Source organism: Stenotrophomonas sp. C9D9 (assembly GCF_056491205.1).
Window position 1 is genome coordinate 813,895 of the sequence record NZ_JBSZIF010000006.1, and the last position, 20,762, is coordinate 834,656.

Annotated in this window: 16 protein-coding genes; 11 read left to right on the forward strand and 5 right to left on the reverse strand. The window is 65.4% G+C overall.

Annotation, left to right across the window (positions count from 1 at the left end; genetic code table 11):
- Positions 1 to 22: 22 nt before the first annotated feature.
- From ACXI0D_RS19315 to ACXI0D_RS19340, 6 genes are all read left to right on the forward strand, one after another.
- Positions 23 to 892 carry a CheR family methyltransferase gene (locus tag ACXI0D_RS19315; protein WP_014037084.1) on the forward strand — a complete coding sequence of 290 codons (870 nt, stop codon included), beginning with the start codon at positions 23 to 25 and terminating at the stop codon, positions 890 to 892.
- Positions 889 to 1,485 (forward strand): chemoreceptor glutamine deamidase CheD, encoded by a 597-nt coding sequence (gene cheD, locus ACXI0D_RS19320; RefSeq protein ID WP_014037083.1) that lies wholly within the window; start codon positions 889 to 891, stop codon positions 1,483 to 1,485. The genes ACXI0D_RS19315 and cheD overlap by 4 nt, the downstream gene beginning before the upstream one ends.
- On the forward strand, positions 1,482 to 2,555 hold the full coding sequence (locus tag ACXI0D_RS19325) for a protein-glutamate methylesterase/protein-glutamine glutaminase (protein WP_119006210.1): 1,074 nt from the start codon (positions 1,482 to 1,484) through the stop codon (positions 2,553 to 2,555). The genes cheD and ACXI0D_RS19325 overlap by 4 nt, the downstream gene beginning before the upstream one ends.
- Before the next feature lie 317 nt (positions 2,556 to 2,872).
- Positions 2,873 to 3,676 (forward strand): alpha/beta fold hydrolase, encoded by an 804-nt coding sequence (locus ACXI0D_RS19330; protein ID WP_119006209.1) that lies wholly within the window; start codon positions 2,873 to 2,875, stop codon positions 3,674 to 3,676.
- Positions 3,677 to 3,949: 273 nt separating this feature from the next.
- Positions 3,950 to 4,588, forward strand: a complete 639-nt coding sequence (locus tag ACXI0D_RS19335; protein WP_479642985.1) for a hypothetical protein — start codon at positions 3,950 to 3,952, stop codon at positions 4,586 to 4,588.
- Positions 4,585 to 6,072 (forward strand): XVIPCD domain-containing protein, encoded by a 1,488-nt coding sequence (locus ACXI0D_RS19340; protein ID WP_101765394.1) that lies wholly within the window; start codon positions 4,585 to 4,587, stop codon positions 6,070 to 6,072. The genes ACXI0D_RS19335 and ACXI0D_RS19340 overlap by 4 nt, the downstream gene beginning before the upstream one ends.
- Positions 6,073 to 6,164: 92 nt before the next feature.
- On the opposite strand, the gene acnB is transcribed toward ACXI0D_RS19340, so the two are convergent.
- From acnB to ACXI0D_RS19355, 3 genes are read right to left on the reverse strand one after another with little or no spacing between them, the layout of a single operon-like run.
- The gene (gene acnB / locus ACXI0D_RS19345) at positions 6,165 to 8,756 is read right to left on the reverse strand and encodes a bifunctional aconitate hydratase 2/2-methylisocitrate dehydratase (protein WP_049463414.1); all 2,592 of its coding nucleotides are present in this window, start codon (positions 8,754 to 8,756) and stop codon (positions 6,165 to 6,167) included.
- A gap of 40 nt (positions 8,757 to 8,796) precedes the next feature.
- Positions 8,797 to 9,195, reverse strand: coding sequence for a type II toxin-antitoxin system VapC family toxin (locus tag ACXI0D_RS19350; RefSeq protein ID WP_008267153.1), 399 nt, complete (start codon positions 9,193 to 9,195; stop codon positions 8,797 to 8,799).
- A gap of 6 nt (positions 9,196 to 9,201) precedes the next feature.
- Positions 9,202 to 9,426, reverse strand: coding sequence for an AbrB/MazE/SpoVT family DNA-binding domain-containing protein (locus ACXI0D_RS19355; protein WP_005409505.1), 225 nt, complete (start codon positions 9,424 to 9,426; stop codon positions 9,202 to 9,204).
- Positions 9,427 to 9,728: 302 nt separating this feature from the next.
- On the opposite strand from ACXI0D_RS19355, the gene acnA reads away from it, so the two are divergent.
- Complete coding sequence (acnA, locus tag ACXI0D_RS19360) at positions 9,729 to 12,482, forward strand: aconitate hydratase AcnA (protein ID WP_049443469.1); 2,754 nt, start codon at positions 9,729 to 9,731, stop codon at positions 12,480 to 12,482.
- Positions 12,483 to 12,608: 126 nt separating this feature from the next.
- On the opposite strand, the gene ACXI0D_RS19365 is transcribed toward acnA, so the two are convergent.
- Together ACXI0D_RS19365 and ACXI0D_RS19370 are read right to left on the reverse strand one after the other, a co-directional pair.
- Complete coding sequence (locus ACXI0D_RS19365; RefSeq protein ID WP_014037078.1) at positions 12,609 to 13,052, reverse strand: hypothetical protein; 444 nt, start codon at positions 13,050 to 13,052, stop codon at positions 12,609 to 12,611.
- 188 nt (positions 13,053 to 13,240) lie between these two features.
- On the reverse strand, positions 13,241 to 14,791 hold the full coding sequence (locus tag ACXI0D_RS19370; RefSeq protein ID WP_014037077.1) for a BCCT family transporter: 1,551 nt from the start codon (positions 14,789 to 14,791) through the stop codon (positions 13,241 to 13,243).
- A gap of 170 nt (positions 14,792 to 14,961) precedes the next feature.
- On the opposite strand from ACXI0D_RS19370, the gene betI reads away from it, so the two are divergent.
- The 4 genes from betI to ACXI0D_RS19390 all read left to right on the forward strand — a co-directional run bounded on the left by betI (position 14,962) and on the right by ACXI0D_RS19390 (position 20,745).
- A complete protein-coding gene (betI, locus tag ACXI0D_RS19375; RefSeq protein ID WP_014037076.1) occupies positions 14,962 to 15,552 on the forward strand; it encodes a transcriptional regulator BetI in 591 nt (196 codons plus the stop codon).
- A 38-nt stretch (positions 15,553 to 15,590) separates the two neighbouring features.
- Complete coding sequence (gene betB / locus ACXI0D_RS19380) at positions 15,591 to 17,063, forward strand: betaine-aldehyde dehydrogenase (protein ID WP_101765391.1); 1,473 nt, start codon at positions 15,591 to 15,593, stop codon at positions 17,061 to 17,063.
- Positions 17,064 to 17,164: 101 nt separating this feature from the next.
- On the forward strand, positions 17,165 to 18,847 hold the full coding sequence (betA, locus tag ACXI0D_RS19385; protein ID WP_049443467.1) for a choline dehydrogenase: 1,683 nt from the start codon (positions 17,165 to 17,167) through the stop codon (positions 18,845 to 18,847).
- 221 nt (positions 18,848 to 19,068) lie between these two features.
- Positions 19,069 to 20,745 (forward strand): long-chain fatty acid--CoA ligase, encoded by a 1,677-nt coding sequence (locus ACXI0D_RS19390; protein ID WP_049443466.1) that lies wholly within the window; start codon positions 19,069 to 19,071, stop codon positions 20,743 to 20,745.
- Positions 20,746 to 20,762 lie beyond the last annotated feature (17 nt).

The following is a 20,762-nucleotide window of genomic DNA, read 5'->3' on the forward strand; positions in this document are numbered from 1 at the left end:
GCTGCGGCCGCCGCCTCTGCCGATGGACACGTCCCCCGTGCAAAGTCCTACTCCCATCGTTACCGGCCCGCGCGAATTCGAGTTCGCCGACCGTGATTTCCGCCGCGTCTGCGACCTGATCTACCAGCGCGTGGGCATCGCCCTCGCCCCGGCAAAGCGCGACATGGTCTATGGCCGCCTGTCGCGCCGCCTGCGCACGCTGGGCATGCGCAGCTTCCAGCAGTACCTGGACCATCTGGAGCAGGAAGACGGTGACGAGTGGCAGGCGTTCACCAACGCCCTGACCACCAACCTGACCTCGTTCTTCCGCGAACCGCACCACTTCGACAAGCTACGCGAGGAGCTGCAGCAGCGCTCCAGCCGCACGCCGTTGCTGCTGTGGTCGTGCGCGGCGTCCACCGGCGAAGAGCCCTACTCGATGGCGATCACCGCCTGCGAGGCCTTCGGCACGCTGAAGCCTCCGGTGCGCATCATCGCCACCGACGTCGATACCCAGGTGCTGGCCACCGCCGGCCGCGGTGTCTACAACATCGATCGCGTCACCAGCCTGGATCCGGACCTGCGCCGCCGCTACTTCCAGCGCGGCAGCGGCCCCAACGAGGGCCAGTGCCGCGTGTTGCCGGCGTTGCGCGAGTTGATCGAGTTCCGCCCGCTGAACCTGCTCGCCCCGCGCTACGACGTCGGCGGCCCGTTCGACGCGCTGTTCTGCCGCAACGTGATGATCTACTTCGACAAGCCGACCCAGCGCGCCATCCTCGGTCGCCTGGTGCAGCACCTGGCCGACGACGGCCTGCTCTACACCGGCCACTCGGAGAACTACCTGCACGCCGCCGACCTGATCCAGCCCTGCGGCCGCACCCTGTACCGCCGTGCGGCAAAGGCCGGCGCATGAATGCCTCGCTGCGTACCGACGATGTGATGCGCTACCAGGATGCGCGTTTCCAGACGATCGCCGCCAAGCTGCTGCCGACCCAGTACCTGGTGGTCGATGACACCACTGCGCTGACCACCACGCTGGGCTCCTGCGTGGCGGCCTGCCTGCGCGACCCGGTGCTGAAGATCGGCGGCATGAACCATTTCCTGCTGCCCGAGGGCAACGCCGGTGACGGCGCGCCTGCGCGCTATGGCAGCTATGCGATGGAACTGCTGATCAACGACATGCTCAAGCGCGGCGCACATCGCAAGCGCATCGAGGCCAAGGTGTTCGGTGGTGCCAACGTGCTGAAGGGCTTCACCAGCAATCCGGTCGGCACCCGCAACGCCGAATTCGTGCGCCAGTACCTGCAGGCCGAGCACATCCCGATCATTGCCGAGGACCTGTGCGGCATCCATCCGCGCAAGATCTGGTTCTTCGCCGATACCGGCCGCGTGGTGGTGCAGCGCCTGCCGCATGCCCATGAGGCCGAAGTGGCCGCGACCGAATCGGCGGTGCGTGCGCGCCTGTCCAAGGCCCCGGTCACCGGCGGCGTGGAGCTGTTCGAATGACCCTGACCGGCAACGCCCCCTGCCGGGTCCTGATCGTCGACGACTCCGCCGTCGTGCGCCAGATGCTCACCGAAATCCTGTCCAGCGATCCGTCCATCGACGTGGTCGGCACCGCCGCCGACCCGCTGCTGGCGCGCGAGAAGATCAAGCGTCTGGCCCCGGACGTGATCACCCTGGACGTGGAAATGCCGCGCATGGACGGGCTGGCGTTCCTGGAAAACCTGATGCGCCTGCACCCGCTGCCGGTGGTGATGATCTCCTCGCTGACCGAACGCGGCGCCGACACCACCCTGCAGGCGCTGGCGCTGGGCGCGGTGGACTTCGTGTCCAAGCCGAAGCTGGACGTGGCGCGCGGCCTGCAGGCCTACGCCGACGAGATCATCGCCAAGGTCAAGATGGCGGCGCGCTCGCGCGTCCGCCCGCTGGTGCGCGCCGCCGCACCGAAACTCCTGCTGGACGCCGCGCCTGCGATGCGCCCCGCTGCTCCGCAGTTCCGCACCACTGACCGCCTGATCGCGATCGGCTCGTCGGCCGGCGGCACCGAAGCGTTGCGCGTGGTGCTGGAAGGCATGCCGGCCGACGCGCCCGCCGTGGTGATGACCCAGCACCTGCCAGCCAGCTTCAGCAGTGCTTTCGCCGAGCGCCTGGACCGCCACTCGGCCATGGCCGTGCGCGAGGCCAGCGACGGCGAAGCTGTGCTGCCCGGCCACGCCTACCTGCCGCCAGGCGGCAAGCACCTGCGGATCATCCGCGACGGTGCGCGCTGGCGCTGCCGTGTCGATGATGGCCCGGCAGTGAACCGGCACAAGCCCGCGGTCGATGTGCTGTTCCGCTCGGTTGCGCAGAACGCCGGCGGTAATGCCATCGGCGCCATCCTCACCGGGATGGGCGATGACGGCGCACGCGGCCTGCTGGAAATGCGCCAGGCCGGCGCGCCGACACTGGTGCAGGACGAGGCCACCAGCGTGGTCTGGGGCATGCCGGGTGCAGCGTTCAAGCTCGGCGCCGCCGAAGAACAGGTGCCGCTGGAACGGATTGCCGAGCGGTTGCTGGCGCTGGCCCGCGCCTGATGGGGAGCTGTAGAGCCGAAGGCAACGGCAGGAGTCGTTGCCAACGTCGCTTGCGACGGCCCGAAGGGGGCCGGGCAAGGACGCCCGGCATAGCCCATGCTCGGCTCCGCATCGGCCAAACACACCGGCCAGACGTCGCATTCAGCTCGTTCGATCTGGCGGTACCGTCGGACACTGGCATTTCACTAGTGCTGCTTACGCACATGTGTGCCGCAATCACCTCGATTGCGCCGGCGGGCGGATCCTGGTCGATCCGCCACATTGGACGTGCTTTCCCTGCACCTGCAGCGTAAGGCTCCCTTCCACGGAGCCTCTCATTGCCTCTTCTCACCCATCACGATATCGGCACCGGCTTTCCCATCGTTCTTGGCGGCAGCTATCTCTGGGGCCGCGACATGTGGGCGCCACAGATCGAGGTGTTGTCGCGGCACTACCGCCTGATCCTTCCGGAGCTGCCCGGCCACGACAACGATCTGCCCCTGTCCGCCGCCTTCACCACACCGGCCTGCCTCGCACGCGAAGTCGGCCGTTTGCTGGATGCGCTGGACATCCGCCAGTACGCGGTGGCTGGCTTGTCGGTCGGCGGCATGTGGGCAGCGGAACTGGCGCTGCAGCGCCCCGAGCAGGTCCGCTCGCTGATCCTGATGGACACCTACCTCGGTGCGGAACCGGAGGCCTCACGGCAGCGCTACTTCGGCATGCTCGACAGGATCGAACAGCTGAGCTGCATCCCCGAAGCCATGGCCGAACAGATCGTGCCGCTGTTCTTCCGCCCAGGCATCGCCATCGACGATCCGATCCGGTTGCTGTTCCGGCAACGGCTGCTGTCCTGGCCTCGCGAGCGCCTGCTGAACGCGGTGGTTCCGCTGGGTCGCCTGATCTTCGGTCGCCCGGACCGGCTGGGCACCTTGATGGATCTGAACCGGGAAACAACGCTGATCCTGAGCGGCGAACAGGACCTGCCACGCCCCCTGAGCGAAGCGGAGCAGATGGCCAGGGTGATCGGTTGCCGCCTGCAATCGATACCCGGCGCGGGGCATATCTCGACCCTGGAGAATCCCACCTTCACCAGCGTGCAGCTGGATGCATGGTTGCGGCAGTCGCTGCACGTCGCCTGCTAGCAAGCGGCTGAACGCCGGGCGGCGTCCCACCGGACGCCACCGGCGCTGAACCTCGGCCTTGGAGCACAGCTGCACCGGGTCGTATAGTCAGACGTCGCAGAGCAATGGAACGCCGATGAACGATACGCCGCAACGCCCCGAGGCACCGGCATACAAGGATGAAGTGCCGGCGTGCCCCCAGCATGAAATGCGCAATCCGTCGCATTTGCCCCGAGGTGCCCTTCATGGTGTCGCCGCACCCCGCAAAACCTTGATCAGCGACGTGGACCGCTCATGCTGAAATCCGTCTCCTGCCTTGCTCATGTTGCGTTGATCGCATTGATCACACTGGCCATTCCAGGCTGCAACAAGGAACGCTCATATCCGGTCTACCGCGAGAATCCTGCGCCCAAGGATGCGCTGCCGATTGTGATTCGGGTCCACGATGCACCCGTGGATGTCCCCGTTCCTTCGGTCTTCGTCACGTATGAGATAGACCCACTCTGTCTCCCTCCGGTCAACAATTGGGAAGGGGTGCAGTACGAGCCGAATCAGCACAAGGTTGAGCTTCAGGCACAGCGCCTCAGTGCTACTGAATTCAGCAGTGTTGTATTCAACGACGGCATGGAAGTTGCCGACTATTACGGTCGGGGTCCGTGCACTTGGACACCTGCCCTCGTAGAAGCTTCGTTTTCCTTCATCACTGATGATCGCCCTATCCAAGCAACCGCATGGACTTCATTCACAAAGCTTGAAACCGAGAAACTCTCTACTACCTACGTACATCGCGCCTTACGCCCCATGACTTCAGGGGGATCGCCAGAGTGGACGCCTACCGAGCCTTCGACTTGGTACGAGAAGATGTCTCCAGATAAGCGAAAGAATTACTTCCCAATCGAAATCTCCACGCGGACTGAAGGAACAGCCCAATGAATCCTGGAGCAAATGCAGCCCTCTCAGATCATGTCTACAAGGATCCGCTCCCTGAGCCCAAGGCCATTGTTACCATTGCCGGGACGGAATATCGTGTACTGGCCAGCTTAAACTCCGCCACCGGCTACCAAGGCGTCATTTACCATAATCTCGAATCCAAAGAAGTAATCGTCACCCATCGCGGTACCGAGTTTGATCGCCAGCCTCTGATTGACGGCGGCATCGACGCCGCGATGGTCACCGCCAGGGTCAACGCACAACTCGGTGATGCCCTTGCCCTGACCAAGCAGGCCATCAAGCTGGCTGAAGAAAATGGGTATGGTCCGGTACACGTCACCGGCCACTCCCTCGGCGGCGCGCTCGCGCAGATCACCGCCCATCACTACAACCTCCCCGGCGATGCCTTCAATCCTTACGGTGCCGCCGGGCTGGCGTATCGCCTCCCTGAAGGCCAGCCGGCCAATGCGGCGCCCTTCACCAACCATGTGATGGCAGGCGACCTGGTCAGTGCGGGCGGCCCTCATTACGGCAAGGTCGAGATGTATGCGCTGCCCAGGGAACTGGAGGTTCTGCGCAACGCCGAGCAGGGCCAGCGCATCGCCTCGCTCGGAACGCTCGGGATGAAAAGCGGCCATGTCATGTCCGCCGCCGTCGCGGTCCAGTTGGGTGACTCTCATCGATTGGTTCATTTCCTTGATCGCATGACCGACAAGGGTCCCGTGCAGTCTGTACTGGACAATCCCCAGGCCCGGATCACGGATCCTGAAGACCTGCGCCGGATTGCCGATTACCGCAGTGATGTTCATCAGCTGCGCGCCGGAGCGACCGTGCTGGTCGGCGGCGGACCTGGCCTGCTGCGCGACGGGGTCAATTACCTGCGTGGTATTGAGGAGGCCGGTGCGTACGCCCGCCACGAAGCAGAAGCGGAGCAGCGGGCCCGCACTGCGCTCAAGCCTGGGAAGCACCTGATCCAGGATGCAACCGACCAGGGCTCGCCCTCTCTCGGCAATCCCGGCTTCTCTCCCAGGAACCCAGTGCAGGAGAGCATCGAATCCACCCTGGACAAGGCAGGCCTGGATCCCAGGAAGGAAGGCCACCCAGATCAACCTCTCTACCGGCAGATTCGCGACGGTGTATCCGCTGTGGATGCCAGGCACGGGCGCAGTTTCGATGAAACCAGCGAGCGGATGACGGCCAGCCTGCTTGCCGCGGCCAAGAGCAGCGGCCTAGAACGCGTCGATCATGTGGTCCTGGGCAACCCACCCAGCGATGGCACCGGCCCTCGCATGTTCGTTGTGCAGGGAGCGCTCGACAATCCGGCACACCTGCGGTCGTCGGTCGCGATCAGCGACGCCGTCAATACGCCCGTGGAGCAGTCGCTCGCGAAGGTTGAACAGATGTCGCAGGTACAGCAGGTTGCCCAGCAAGACCACGCCGTGGAGCAGACCCAGGAGCAGACCCGGACGGCGATGCGCATGGGCTAGGCCACCTGGCCCGGCGCACACAAAAAACCCCCGGCTTTCACCGGGGGTTCTTCGTTTCAACGGGCTACCGACCAGTGGCCGGCGTTACCGCATCAGGCAGCAACCGTCTTGGCCACGTCCTGGTATTCCTCGATCTGGTCGAAGTTCATGTAGCGGTAGATCTCCGCACCATTGGCGTTGATCACGCCGATGTCCGCCATGTACTCCTCCTTGGTCGGGATGCGGCCCAGGCGCGAGCAGATCGCGGCCAGTTCGGCCGAACCCAGGTACACGTTGGTGTTGCGGCCCAGGCGGTTCGGGAAGTTGCGGGTCGAGGTCGACATCGCGGTGGAGCCTTCGCGGATCTGCGCCTGGTTGCCCATGCACAGCGAGCAGCCCGGCATTTCCATGCGGGCGCCGGTGGCGCCGAAGGTGCCGTACACGCCTTCCTTGGTCAGCTCCGAGGCGTCCATCTTGGTCGGCGGGGCCACCCACAGACGGGTCGGCAGGTCACGCTTGCCTTCCAGCAGCTTGGCAGCCGCACGGAAGTGACCGATGTTGGTCATGCACGAACCGATGAACACTTCGTCGATCTTGGCGCCGGCGACTTCGGACAGGGTCTTCACGTCGTCCGGGTCGTTCGGGCAGGCCACGATCGGTTCGTGGATATCGGCCAGGTCGATCTCGATGACAGCCGCGTACTCGGCGTCGGCATCCGGCTCCAGCAGCTCCGGGTTGGCCAGCCACGCTTCCATCTTCTCGATACGGCGCTGCAGCGAGCGCGGATCCTGGTAACCCTCGGCAATCATCCACTTCAGCAGAGTGATGTTGCTGTTGAGGTACTCGATGATCGGCTCCTTGTTCAGGCGCACCGAGCAGCCGGCCGCCGAACGCTCGGCCGAGGCGTCGGACAGTTCGAACGCCTGTTCGACCTTCAGTTCCGGCAGGCCTTCGATTTCCAGGATGCGACCGGAGAAGATGTTCTTCTTGCCAGCCTTGGCCACGGTCAGCAGGCCCGACTTGATCGCGTACAGCGGGATCGCGTTGACCAGGTCACGCAGGGTCACGCCCGGCTGCATCTTGCCCTTGAAGCGCACCAGCACCGACTCCGGCATGTCCAGCGGCATGACGCCGGTGGCAGCAGCGAAGGCGACCAGGCCCGAACCGGCCGGGAACGAAATGCCCACCGGGAAACGGGTGTGCGAGTCACCACCGGTACCGACGGTGTCTGGCAGCAGCATGCGGTTGAGCCAGCTGTGGATCACGCCGTCGCCCGGGCGCAGCGAGACGCCGCCACGGGTGGAGATGAACTCCGGCAGGGTGTGGTGGGTCTTCACGTCCACCGGCTTCGGGTAGGCGGCGGTGTGGCAGAACGACTGCATCACCAGGTCGGCCGAGAAGCCCAGGCAGGCCAGGTCCTTCAGCTCGTCACGGGTCATCGGGCCGGTGGTGTCCTGCGAGCCGACCGAGGTCATCTTCGGTTCGCAGTAGGTGCCCGGGCGCATGCCCTGGCCTTCCGGCAGGCCACAGGCGCGGCCAACCATCTTCTGCGCCAGCGAGAAGCCCTTGCCGGTATCGACCGGCTGCACCGGCAGGCGGAACAGATCGGTCGGAGCCAGGCCCAGCGCTTCGCGCGCCTTGCCGGTCAGGCCACGGCCGATGATCAGCGGAATGCGGCCACCGGCACGCACTTCGTCGAACAGCACTTCGGACTTGACCTGGAACTCGGCGATCACTTCACCGTTCTTCAGCGCCTTGCCTTCGTACGGACGCAGCTCGACCACATCGCCGTGCTCCATCTTCGACACGTCCAGCTCGATCGGCAGTGCGCCGGCATCTTCCATGGTGTTGTAGAAGATCGGGGCGATCTTCGAACCCAGGCAGACGCCACCGGCGCGCTTGTTCGGGATGAACGGAATGTCATCGCCGGTCCACCACAGCACGCTGTTGGTGGCCGACTTGCGCGAGGAACCGGTGCCGACCACGTCGCCGACGTAGGCGACCAGGTGGCCCTTGTCCTTCAGGTCGAGGATCTGCTGGATCGGGCCGCGCTTGCCGTCTTCTTCCGGGGTGAACGGCGCGTCGTCGCGCTTGTTCTTCAGCATCGCCAGGGCGTGCATCGGGATGTCCGGGCGGGTGGTCGCGTCCGGTGCCGGCGACAGGTCGTCGGTGTTGGTCTCGCCCGGCACCTTGAACACGGTGACGGTCAGGCTCTGCGGCACTTCCGGGTTGCTGGTGAACCACTCGGCGTCGGCCCAGCTCTGCAGCACGGCCTGGGCGTTGGCGTTGCCCGCCTTGGCCTTTTCCTGCACATCGTGGAAGGCATCGAACACCAGCAGGGTCTTCTTCAGACCGTTGGCGGCGATGGTGCCGACGCTGGCGTCGTCCAGCAGCTGCACCAGCGGAGCGACGTTGTAGCCGCCGAGCATGGTGCCCAGCAGTTCGGTGGCGCGCTCACGGCTGATCAGCGGGTTCTGCTCGCTGCCCAGGGCGATCGCCGCCAGGTACGAGGCCTTGACCTTGGCTGCGTCATCGACGCCGGCCGGCACGCGGTGGGTCAGCAGGTCGAGCAGGAACTCGGCCTCGCCCTGCGGCGGGTTCTTCAGCAGCTCGATGACATCGGCCGTCTGCTGCGCGCTCAGCGGCAGCGGCGGGATGCCAAGCGCAGCGCGCTCGGCGACGTGGTGGCGGTAGGCTTCCAACATGACAACTCCCGGGTAATGCGTAGGTTGAAAAAAAGTGGGCTCAGGCTTGCGGCACGATCAGCTTCAGGCCCTTGAAGTAGTCGCGGTAAAACGTGTCGTTCCAGGTGATCAGGCCGTCGCACTGCAACAGTGCGTGGGCGCCGACCATGAATTCGTCCAGGCTGCGGCGACTGCCGCTGCGCTGGCGGTGGCGGCGGTGCATCTCGCCGGCGCGCAGCGCCGACTTGGCTTCCATCGGGTTGAAGTGCACGCCCATTTCTTCCAGCGCTTCGAGCACCTCGGCGCCGCCGCGCAGCGATGCGCAGACCTCGGCCAGGGTCGCGCCGCAGACCACTACGCGGCCACCGACCAGGCTCTGCCGGAGGATGGCTTCCACGGCATCGGCCTGCGGACCATTGCTGAGCAGCTCGACCAGCACCGGTGAATCGACGGCGATCATCACGGCTTATTCCTCGTCACGCACCGCGCGTACGGCCGCGTCGGACGATTCGAAGCCGTCCAGCGCGAACTTGCCGCGCGCCCGTGAAATGGCATCGTCAACACTCTTGCGCAGGATGATGCGGCTGCCGTCCAGCTCGACCTTCAGCAGCGTGCCCTTGGTCAGGCCGAGGGCATCACGCACCGCTTTGGGCAGGGTGATCTGTCCGCGTTCTGCAACAGTGGCTTCCATCAGTAGGCCCTCCAGAGTATGCACAAATTATACATACTTCCCCGGGCATACTTCCACCCTGAACAGGACCGGCACCCCGCCAGCCCTTGCCTCGCAAAGGATCGGCCACAAACGTGACATACGCCATACACCTTCCCCTGTAGTCTGGAACCGATGCCGCAGGCCGGAACCCGGCCCGGATGAATCCATTCAGTCTGGGGTTCATACTGGGACCACCGGGGCCGTCAGGCCCGCGGCGACCGCAAGCAGGTCCGCCCATGCGCGGGCCACTGCAAGCCATCCGCAAGAAGGAGTTACCCCGCATGAGCGATTCGTTCTCCACCCGCAGCCAGCTGAACGTCGGCGGCAAGACCTACGACTACTTCAGCCTGCCCACGCTGGGCCAGCGCTTCGATATCTCCCACCTGCCCTACTCGATGAAGATCCTGCTGGAAAACCTGCTCCGGCACGAGGACGGCGGCGTCACCGTCGGCAAGGACCACATCGAAGCCGTGGCCCGCTGGAACCCGGCGGCCGAGCCGGACACCGAGATCGCCTTCATGCCGGCGCGCGTGGTCCTGCAGGACTTCACCGGCGTGCCCTGCGTGGTCGACCTGGCCGCGATGCGCGACGCCGTGGTCAAGCTCGGCGGCTCGCCTGAGCAGATCAACCCGCAGATTCCTTCCGAACTGGTCATCGACCACTCGGTGCAGGTCGATGTGTTCGGCAAGCCCGACGCGCTGGACCTCAACGGCAAGATCGAATTCCAGCGCAACCAGGAACGTTACGGCTTCCTGCGCTGGGGCCAGAAGGCCTTCGACAACTTCAAGGTGGTGCCGCCGAACACCGGCATCGTCCACCAGGTGAACCTGGAGAACCTGGCCCGCGTGGTGATGACCGCGGACAAGGACGGCAAGGCCGTTGCTTACCCCGATACCGTGTTCGGTACCGACAGCCACACCACCATGATCAACGGCATCGGCGTGCTCGGCTGGGGCGTGGGTGGCATCGAAGCGGAGGCGGCCATGCTCGGCCAGCCGTCCTCGATGCTGATCCCGCAGGTGGTGGGCTTCAAGCTGACCGGCAAGCTGCCCGAGGGTGCCACCGCCACCGACCTGGTGCTGACCGTCACCCAGATGCTGCGCAAGCTGGGCGTGGTCGGCAAGTTCGTCGAGTTCTACGGTGACGGCCTGCAGCACCTGCCGCTGGCCGACCGTGCCACCATCGGCAACATGGCCCCGGAATACGGCGCCACCTGCGGCATCTTCCCGATCGACGCCGAGTCGCTGAACTACCTGCGCCTGTCCGGCCGCAGCGAAGAGCAGATCGACCTGGTCGAAGCCTATGCCAAGGCACAGGGCCTGTGGCACGAACCGGGCAGCCCGCATGCCCAGTACAGCACCACGCTGGAACTGGACATGGGCACAGTGAAGCCCTCGCTGGCCGGCCCGAAGCGCCCGCAGGACCGCGTGCTGCTGGAAGACGTGCAGAAGAACTACCGCGAAGCGCTGGTCGGCATGACCGCCAACCGTGACAAGCGCAGCGAGGATGTGTCCTCGTTCGTCAATGAAGGCGGTGGCGCCGCAGTCGGCAACGAGCAGCTGGCCAAGGGCTTCGCCGACATCGAGATCGAGAATCGCAAGGTGCGGCTGAAGGATGGCGCGGTGGTCATCGCCGCCATCACCTCGTGCACCAACACCTCCAACCCGGCGGTGATGATCGGCGCCGGCCTGCTGGCCCGCAACGCGGCCGCCAAGGGCCTGAACCGCCAGCCGTGGGTGAAGACCTCGCTCGGGCCGGGCTCGCGCGTGGTCACCGACTACCTGGAAAAGGCCGGCGTGCTGAAGGAGCTGGAGAAGATCGGCTTCTACGTGGTCGGCTACGGCTGCACCACCTGCATCGGCAACTCCGGCCCGCTGCCGACCGAAGTCAGTGCCGGCATCGCCACCGGCGACCTGGTGGTCACCTCGGTGCTGTCGGGCAACCGCAACTTCGAGGGCCGCGTGCACCCCGAAGTGAAGATGAACTACCTGGCCAGCCCGCCGCTGGTGGTGGCCTATGCCATCGCCGGCACCACCGACATCGACCTGACCACCCAGCCGCTGGGCACCGGCAGCGATGGCCAGCCGGTGTTCCTGCGCGACATCTGGCCGAGCAACAAGGAAATCGGCGATGTCATCGCCGCCACCATCGGCCCGGAGATGTTCAAGCAGAACTACGCCGACGTGTTCAAGGGTGACACCCGCTGGAACACCATCGCCTCGCCGGACGGCAACCTGTACGAATGGAGCGATGCCTCCACGTACATCAAGAACCCGCCGTACTTCGATGGCATGACCATGCAGACCGGCAGCATCGACGACGTGCACGGCGCGCGCGTGATGGGCCTGTTCGGCGATTCGATCACCACCGACCACATCTCCCCGGCCGGCAACATCAAGAAGGACTCGCCGGCAGGCCGCTTCCTGCAGGAACGCGGCGTGCAGCCGGCCGACTTCAACAGCTACGGCAGCCGCCGCGGCAACGATGACGTGATGGTCCGCGGCACCTTCGCCAACATCCGCATCAAGAACCTGATGTTCGGTGGCGAGGAAGGCGGCAACACCCTGTACTACCCCGCCGGTGGTGGCCAGCCGGAGAAACTGGCGATCTACGATGCGGCCATGAAGTACAAGGCCGACAAGGTGCCGCTGGTGGTGCTGGCCGGCAAGGAATACGGCACTGGCTCGTCGCGTGACTGGGCGGCCAAGGGCACCCTGCTGCTGGGGGTGAAGGCCGTCATCGCCGAAAGCTTCGAGCGCATCCACCGCTCCAACCTGGTTGGCATGGGCGTGCTGCCGCTGCAGTTCCGCAACGGCGAGAACGCGCAGAGCCTGGGCCTGGACGGCTCGGAAACGATCGACATCACCGGCCTGCAGGACGGTGCCAGCAAGCGTGCCACGGTCACCGCGACCAAGGCCGATGGCACGAAGAAGACCTTCGAGGTGTCGGTGATGCTGCTGACCCCGAAGGAAGTCGAGTACTTCCGCCACGGCGGCCTGCTGCAGTACGTGCTGCGCCAGCTGGCCAGCAAGTAACGCCGCACTCTCGGTAGAGTCGACTGCGGGTCGACTACCTAACAAAAGGGCCGGATCCTCGCGGATCCGGCCCTTTTCGTCTGCACACTGTCCCGCTCGCATCAGGTCACACGTCGACCCTCCCGATCATGGCCGCACGCCAAACAGATGCCACGACGTTTTCACTGCGGGGCCACTGGTATCCAACGACCATAGGCCTTCCTCCCACTCAAGATGCCCATCCGGCGCATCCTCGTTGAACACTGTCACCGACATCTCGCCGGCCGGATGCGGCGTGTCCTCGATGCGATAGCACACCGCACCGGCGTTTCCCTGGTAGACGTTTGAGAGGAAGCCCGGCGGGCAGCGCACATCCAGCACCCGGTAGCCGCTGCTCTCCTCGCTGGCATAGACGTTGGTGTGAATTGAATAGGTCACCAGCCCACCAGGATGCGGTGCCAGCTGCAGATTCAGTTCTGCCGTTTCACCCAGCGCGATCACTGGAAAGTTCGATTGCACCATCGCGTTCGGCACCGCATGGGCACTCATCGAAAGCGAGACCATCAACGCACAGCTCAGGATTCGGACCATGGCTCAACTCCGCAAAAGGAACGTTGAACGATGATTGCCGCGAACGACCCTGCATGTCTTTCAGAGCGCTACGAAATTGAGTAGGGCCGGATCCCTCGCGGATCCGGCCCTTTCGGTTTCTTCGCAGCCAGGCATGGCCTGGCTCTACTGCGTTACCGACGGCATCGGGATGGATGCCGGGTGCCCGATCACCGCCGCGGGGCGTCCGGGTCGGTGCGCAGCGCCTTCAGCAGGCCCCACATGTAGAACGCCAGGGTGAACGAGAACGGCAGGCCGCACAGCACCACCGCCGTCTGCATCGCACTGAAGTTGCCGGCCAGCAGCAGGCCGACGCTGGCCACGGTGATGCCAGCTGCCCAGAACACGCGCAGCCAGATCGGCGCGTCATGGCCATCCTCCACGCCATCGTCAACGCGACGGGTGCACAGGTTGGCGATCATCAGAGTGCCCGAGTCGACCGGGGTCAGGAACAGCACGAAGCCGATCACCACTGCGGCACCGGCCACGTAGGGCGCGGCGGGCAGGTACTCCAGCAGCTTGAACAGCGTCATCGCCGCATCGTGCTGGGCCACATCACCCAGGATCGCCTGGCCGTGATTGAGCACCAGGTCGATGGCGGTGTTGCCGAAGATCGACAGCCACGCCAGGGTGAAGCCGAGCGGAATCAGCAGCACGCCCATGATCACTTCGCGGATGGTGCGGCCACGCGAGATGCGCGCCACGAAAAGACCGACGAACGGCGCCCAGGCGATCCACCAGGCCCAGTAGAACAGCGTCCACGAGCCCATCCACTCACGGCCCTTCGGGTCGTTGAGGTACATGTCGAAGCTCTTGCGCACGAACGCGCCGAGGTAATCGCCAGTGTTCTGGATCAGGCCGTCGAACAGGTGCAGCGTCGGGCCGGTGACCAGCACGAACAGCAGCAGGCCACACAACAGGCGCACATTGAGGTTGGACAGCCAGGCAATGCCCTTCTCGACACCGGCGACCACGCCGATGGTGGCCACCACCATCATCACCAGCACGATCGCCACCAGCACCTGCGGCGTATCCGGGATGTGGAACAGGTAGACCAGGCCGGACTGCACAACCAGCGCGCCGATGCCGAGGTTGGTCACCATCGAGATCAGCGTGGCCAGGATGCCGAAGCCATCCACCATGTCGCCGATGCGGCCGTGGATGCGCTCACCGAAGATCGGGTACAGCGCCGAGCGCAGCGCCAGCGGCAGGTCGCGGCGGTAGGCGAAGTAGCCCAGGGCCACGCCGACCAGCGCGTACAGCGCCCAGCCGTGCAGGCCCCAGTGCAGGAAGGTCAGCACCATCGCTTCGCGGCCGGCGGCCACGGTCCCGCCGGGCTGCCCGGGCGGATTGAGGAAGTGATCCAGCGGCTCGTAGGCGCCGTAGTACAGCAGCGCGATGCCGATGCCGGCCGAGAACAGCATCGAGACCCAGGCGACGTAGCCGAAGGCCGGTGATTCCTCGTTGTGGCCCAGGCGGATGCGGCCATACGGCGAGAAAGCCAGCCACAGCACGAAGCCCAGGCACAGCACGATCAGCAGCATGTACCACCAGCCGAACGCAGCCGACACCTCGGCCTGCGCCCATTGCAGCCAGTGCTCGCTGCCTTCGGGATAGAGAACGGTGAGCAGCCCGAGGATGCCGATCGACACCGAGGAGCTGAAGAAGACAAAACGGTTCAAGCGCAGGGGCGAACGCTTGGGATGAGCCAGGGAAGACATGGGGTCGTCTCATCAAGTCCGAGGGAGCACATGGGCGGGGCCGGACCGGTAAACCGGGCCCATGGCGTGGGGCGCGAGCGCATCCTAGGGTTTATTGATTGAACGTTCAATCAATAAAAAGCATAATGGCCGGCAGCCCGATCCTTCGGGTCGCAATCCGTGGAGAGACAATGCCGAAGAAAGGCGTGGAACCGGTACGGCGCGAACAGCTGATCCGGGCCACTTTCCAGACCATCGACGAGATCGGCATGGCCGATGCGACCGTCGCCACCATCGCGAAGAAGGCAGGGCTGTCCAGCGGCATCGTCGCCCACTACTTCGGCGACAAGGACGGCCTGCTCAATGCTGCAATGCGGCAGATCCTGCGCGAGTTGAAGGACGCCGTTGCCCGCTACCGCGCCGAGGTCGGCGACGACCCGCGCGACCAATTGCGCGCCATCGTCGATGGCAACTTCGACGACAGCCAGATCAACGGCACCGCGATGCGCGTCTGGCTCACCTTCTGGGCCGCGAGCATGCACCAGCCGGAACTGGCCCGGCTGCAGCGCGCCAACGACCAGCGCCTGTTCTCCAACCTGTGCCACCAGTTCAACCGCCTGCTGCCCCATCCGCAGGCCCGCCTGGCCGCCCGCGGCCTGGCCGCGATGATCGACGGCCTGTGGCTGCGCGGCAGCCTGGTTGGCGGCCAGTTCAACGCCGAGAAGTCCCGGCGCATCGCTTACGGCTACATCGACTTCCAGTTGCAGGCTGTCGCGCTATAAGCGCTTCAGCACCCGCCCCCTTCCAAGGAGTACGCCCCATGACCACCCTGCCCGTCCAACAGCTCTACATCCACGGCCAGCGGGTCGATGCCACAAGCGGCAAGACCTTCAAATCCGTCAACCCGGCCACCGGTGAAGTGATCGCTGAAGTGCAGGTCGCCAGCCAGGCCGACGTCGAACGCGCCGTGCAGAGCGCGGCCGAAGGCCAGAAGGTGTGGGCCGCGATGACCGCCATGGAGCGTTCGCGCATCCTGCGCCGCGCCGTCGAGATCCTGCGCGAGCGCAACGACGAACTGGCACAACTGGAAACGCTGGACACCGGCAAGGCACTGGCCGAAACCACCACCGTGGACATCGTCACCGGTGCCGACGTGGTCGAGTACTACGCCGGCCTGGCCACCGCCATTGAAGGCATCCAGCTGCCACTGCGCGAATCGAGCTTCTTCTACACCCGCCGCGAGCCGCTGGGCGTGGTCGCCGGCATCGGCGCCTGGAACTACCCGATCCAGATCGCCATGTGGAAGTCGGCCCCGGCCCTGGCCGCCGGCAACGCGATGGTGTTCAAGCCGTCCGAAGTGACCCCGCTGACCGCGATCCGGCTGGCCGAGATCTACACCGAAGCGGGCGTGCCGGCCGGCGTGTTCAACGTCGTGCAGGGCCCGGGCCGCGAGATCGGCCAGTGGCTGACCGAGCACCCGGTGATCGAGAAGATCTCCTTCACCGGCGGCGTCGCCACCGGCAAGAAGGTGATGGCCAGCGCCGCGTCCTCGTCGCTGAAGGAAGTGACCATGGAGCTGGGCGGCAAGTCGCCGCTGGTGATCTGCGATGACGCCGACCTCGACCGTGCCGCCGACATCGCGGTGATGGCCAACTTCTTCAGCTCCGGCCAGGTCTGCACCAACGGCACCCGCGTGTTCGTGCCGCGCAGCATGCTGGCCGCGTTCGAAGCCGCCGTTGTCGAGCGCGTCAAGCGCATCCGCATCGGCGACCCCATGGCCGCCGAGACCAACTTCGGCCCGCTGACCAGCTTCCCGCACATGGAAAACGTGCTGCGCTACATCGAAAGCGGCAAGGCCGAAGGCGCCCGCCTGCTGACCGGCGGCGGCCGTGCCACCGAAGGCGCGCTGGCCAACGGCGCCTACGTGCTGCCGACCGTGTTCTCCGACTGCCGCGATGACATGACCATCGTCAAGGAAGAGATCTTCGGGCCGGTGATGAGCATCCTCGCCTACGACGACGAAGACGAAGTGGTGCGCCGCGCCAACGACACCACCTTCGGCCTCGCCGCCGGTGTGGTCAGCAAGGACGTCAGCCGCGCCCATCGCATCATCCACCGCCTGGAAGCCGGCATCTGCTGGATCAACACCTGGGGTGAATCGCCGGCCGAAATGCCGGTCGGTGGCTACAAGGAATCCGGCGTTGGCCGCGAGAACGGTATCTCCACCCTCGGCCACTACACCCGCATCAAGTCGGTGCAGGTCGAGCTGGGCGACTACGCCAGCGTGTTCTGACCGGCGCGCCGCGAGCACGCCCCATCGTCCGGCCACCGCGCCGATCCGACATCCCGCCGGGACGCCTGCATGCAGCGCGCCCCGGCCTGCAGGAGACACCCATGAGCACCCATAACGAGTACGACTACATCATCATCGGCGCCGGTTCGGCCGGCAACGTGCTGGCCACCCGCCTCACCGAAGATGCCGATGTCAGCGTGCTGCTGCTGGAAGCCGGTGGCCCGGACTACCGGCTCGACTTCCGTACCCAGATGCCGGCGGCACTGGCCTTCCCGCTGCAGGGCAAGCGCTACAACTGGGCGTACAAGACCGATCCCGAGCCCTTCATGAACAACCGCCGCATGGACTGCGGCCGCGGCAAGGGCCTGGGCGGCTCGTCGCTGATCAACGGCATGTGCTACATCCGCGGCAACGCGATGGACTATGACAACTGGGCCAGCATGCCGGGCCTGGAAGACTGGACCTACCTGGACTGCCTGCCGTACTTCCGCAAAGCCGAAACCCGCGACATCGGCCCCAATGACTACCACGGTGGCGACGGCCCTCTGCGCGTGACCACGCCGAAGGCCGGCAACAACGAGCTGTTCGCTGCAATGGTCGAAGCCGGCGTGCAGGCCGGCTACCCGCGCACCGACGACCTCAACGGCTACCAGCAGGAAGGTTTCGGCCCGATGGACCGCACGGTGACCCCCAAGGGCCGTCGCTCCAGCACCGCCCGCGGCTACCTGGACCTGGCCAAGCCGCGCCCGAACCTGACCATCGTCACCCACGCGCTGACCGACCGCATCCTGTTCTCGGGCAAGCGCGCGGTGGGCGTGCAGTGGCTGCACAACGAGCAGCCGCAGCGTGCCACCGCCCGCCGCGAAGTGCTGCTGTGCGGCGGCGCCATCGCCTCGCCGCAGATCCTGCAGCGCTCGGGCGTCGGCCCGGCCGACCTGCTGCGCAGCCTGGACATCGACCTGGTGCACCACCTGCCCGGCGTCGGCGCCAACCTGCAGGATCACCTCGAAATGTACCTGCAGTACGAATGCAAGAAGCCGGTGTCGCTGGCACCGGCACTGAAGCTGTACAACCAGCCGGCAATCGGTGCCGAGTGGCTGTTCCTGGGCACCGGCATCGGCGCCAGCAACCAGTTCGAGGCCGGTGGCTTCATCCGCAGCGACGCCGAGTTCGACTGGCCGAACCTGCAGTACCACTTCCTGCCGGTGGCGATCAATTACAACGGCTCCAACCCGATCAAGGCGCACAGCTTCCAGATGCACGTCGGTTCCATGCGCTCGCCCAGCCGCGGCCGCATCCATGTGCGTTCGAAGGACCCGCGCGAACATCCGAGCATCCTGTTCAACTACATGTCGCACGACCAGGACTGGCGCGAGTTCCGTGCGGCGATCCGCATCACCCGCGAGATCTTCGCGCAGCCGGCACTGGCGCCGTACAGCGGCCGCGAGATCTCGCCGGGCAGCGCGCTGCAGACCGATGCGCAGATCGATGCGTTCGTGCGCGAGCACGCCGAGACCGCCTACCATCCGTCGTGCTCGAACAAGATGGGCCATGCCGATGACCCGATGGCCGTGGTCGACGGCCAGGGCCGCGTGCACGGGCTGGAAGGCCTGCGCATCGTCGATGCCTCGATCATGCCGCAGGTGGTGACCGGCAACCTCAACGCGCCGACCATCATGATGGCCGAGAAGCTGGCCGACGTGATCCGCGGTCGCACCCCGCTGGCCCGCAGCACCGCGGCGTACTACAAGGCCAACGGCGCACCGGTGCGCAAGCAGGGCTGACGCAGGCGGCCTGCTTGGCGCCACGGTAGTGCCGGCCGCTGGCCGGCATCGCCCGACATCGCGGTTGCTGCAGATGCCGGCCAGCGGCCGGCACTACCAGGCAAAGAGGCCCTTCGGGGCCTCTTCGCGTTTTCCCTACGGCGGGGTATGCTGCAATGACCGGCCATTGTCGATACGCTCAGGGCCGGAACCTAATACATCACGATTCCTGGAGGGGGAATATGAGTCTGGATCGTCCCTGGCTGCAGAGCTATCCGAAAGGCGTTCCCGCCGAGATCGACGTCAACGAGTTCCATTCGGTAGCTTCGGTCTTCGACGCTTCCGTCGCGAAATTCCGCGACCGTCCCGCCTACTCCAGCTTCGGCAAGGTGCTCACCTATGGCGAGACCGACGCGCTGGTCGAACAGTTCGCGGCCTACCTGCTCGGTGAGCTCAAGCTCAAGAAGGGTGACCGCGTCGCCCTGATGATGCCCAACTGCCTGCAGTACCCGGTGGCCACCTTCGGCGTGCTGCGCGCCGGCCTGACCGTGGTCAACGTCAACCCGCTGTACACCGCCCGCGAGCTCAAGCACCAGCTGGTCGATGCCGGCGTGACCGCGCTGGTGGTGGTCGACAACTTCGGCGACACCGTCGAGCAGGTCATCGCCGATACGCCGGTCAAGCATGTGATCACCACCGGCCTCGGCGACCTGCTCGGCGGCAAGGGCGTGATCGTCAACTTCGTGCTGAAGTACATCAAGAAGATGGTGCCCAACTACCATCTCAAGGGCGCGGTGCGCTTCCGCCAGGCGCTCAAGCTCGGCAGCCGCCACAGCCTGCCCAAGGTCGAGATCGACCACGACGACATTGCGTTCCTGCAGTACACCGGCGGCACCACCGGCGTGGCCAAGGGCGCGATGCTGACCAACCGCAACCTGATCGCCAACATGCAGCAGGCCTCGGCCTGGATCAGTGCGTCGGGCATCGAGATGGGCAAGGAGTGGATCATCACCGCCCTGCCGCTGTACCACATCTTCGCGCTGACGGCGAACGGGCTGGTCTTCATGAAGTTCGGTGGCTGCAACCACCTGATCACCAACCCGCGCGACATGAAGGGCTTCGTCAAGGAGCTCAAGTCGGTGCGCTTCACCGCCATCACCGGCGTCAACACGCTGTTCAACGGCCTGCTCAACACCCCCGGTTTCGACACGGTCGACTTCTCGTCGCTGAAGGTCACCCTGGGCGGCGGCATGGCCGTGCAGCGCGCCGTGGCCGAGCGCTGGAAGAAGGTCACCGGCGTGACCCTGGTCGAGGCCTACGGCCTGACCGAAACCTCGCCGGCAGCCTGCATCAACCCGCTCACCCTGACCGAGTACAACGGCTCGATCGGACTGCCGATCCCCTCCACCGATGCCTGCATCAAGGACGACAACAGCGCCATCCTGCCGCTGGGCGAGGTCGGCGAACTCTGCATCAAGGGCCCGCAGGTGATGAAGGGCTATTGGCAGCGCCCGGAGGAAACCGCCAAGACCATCGACACCGACGGCTGGCTGCACACCGGCGACATGGCGAAGATGGACGAACAGGGCTTCTTCTACATCGTCGACCGCAAGAAGGACATGATCCTGGTGTCCGGCTTCAACGTGTACCCGAATGAAGTCGAGGACGTGATCGCGATGATGCCGGGCGTGCTGGAAGTGGCCGCGGTCGGCGTGCCGGACGAGAAGTCCGGTGAGGTGGTCAAGGTGGTCATCGTGAAGAAGGACCCGAACCTGACCGCCGAAATGGTCAAGGAGCACGCCCGGGCCAACCTGACCGGCTACAAGCACCCCAAAATCGTTGAATTCCGAAAGGAACTGCCGAAGACCAATGTCGGCAAGATCCTCCGTCGCGAACTCCGCGATACGCCCGCCCAGTAAGGGTTTTCGGCAATCTG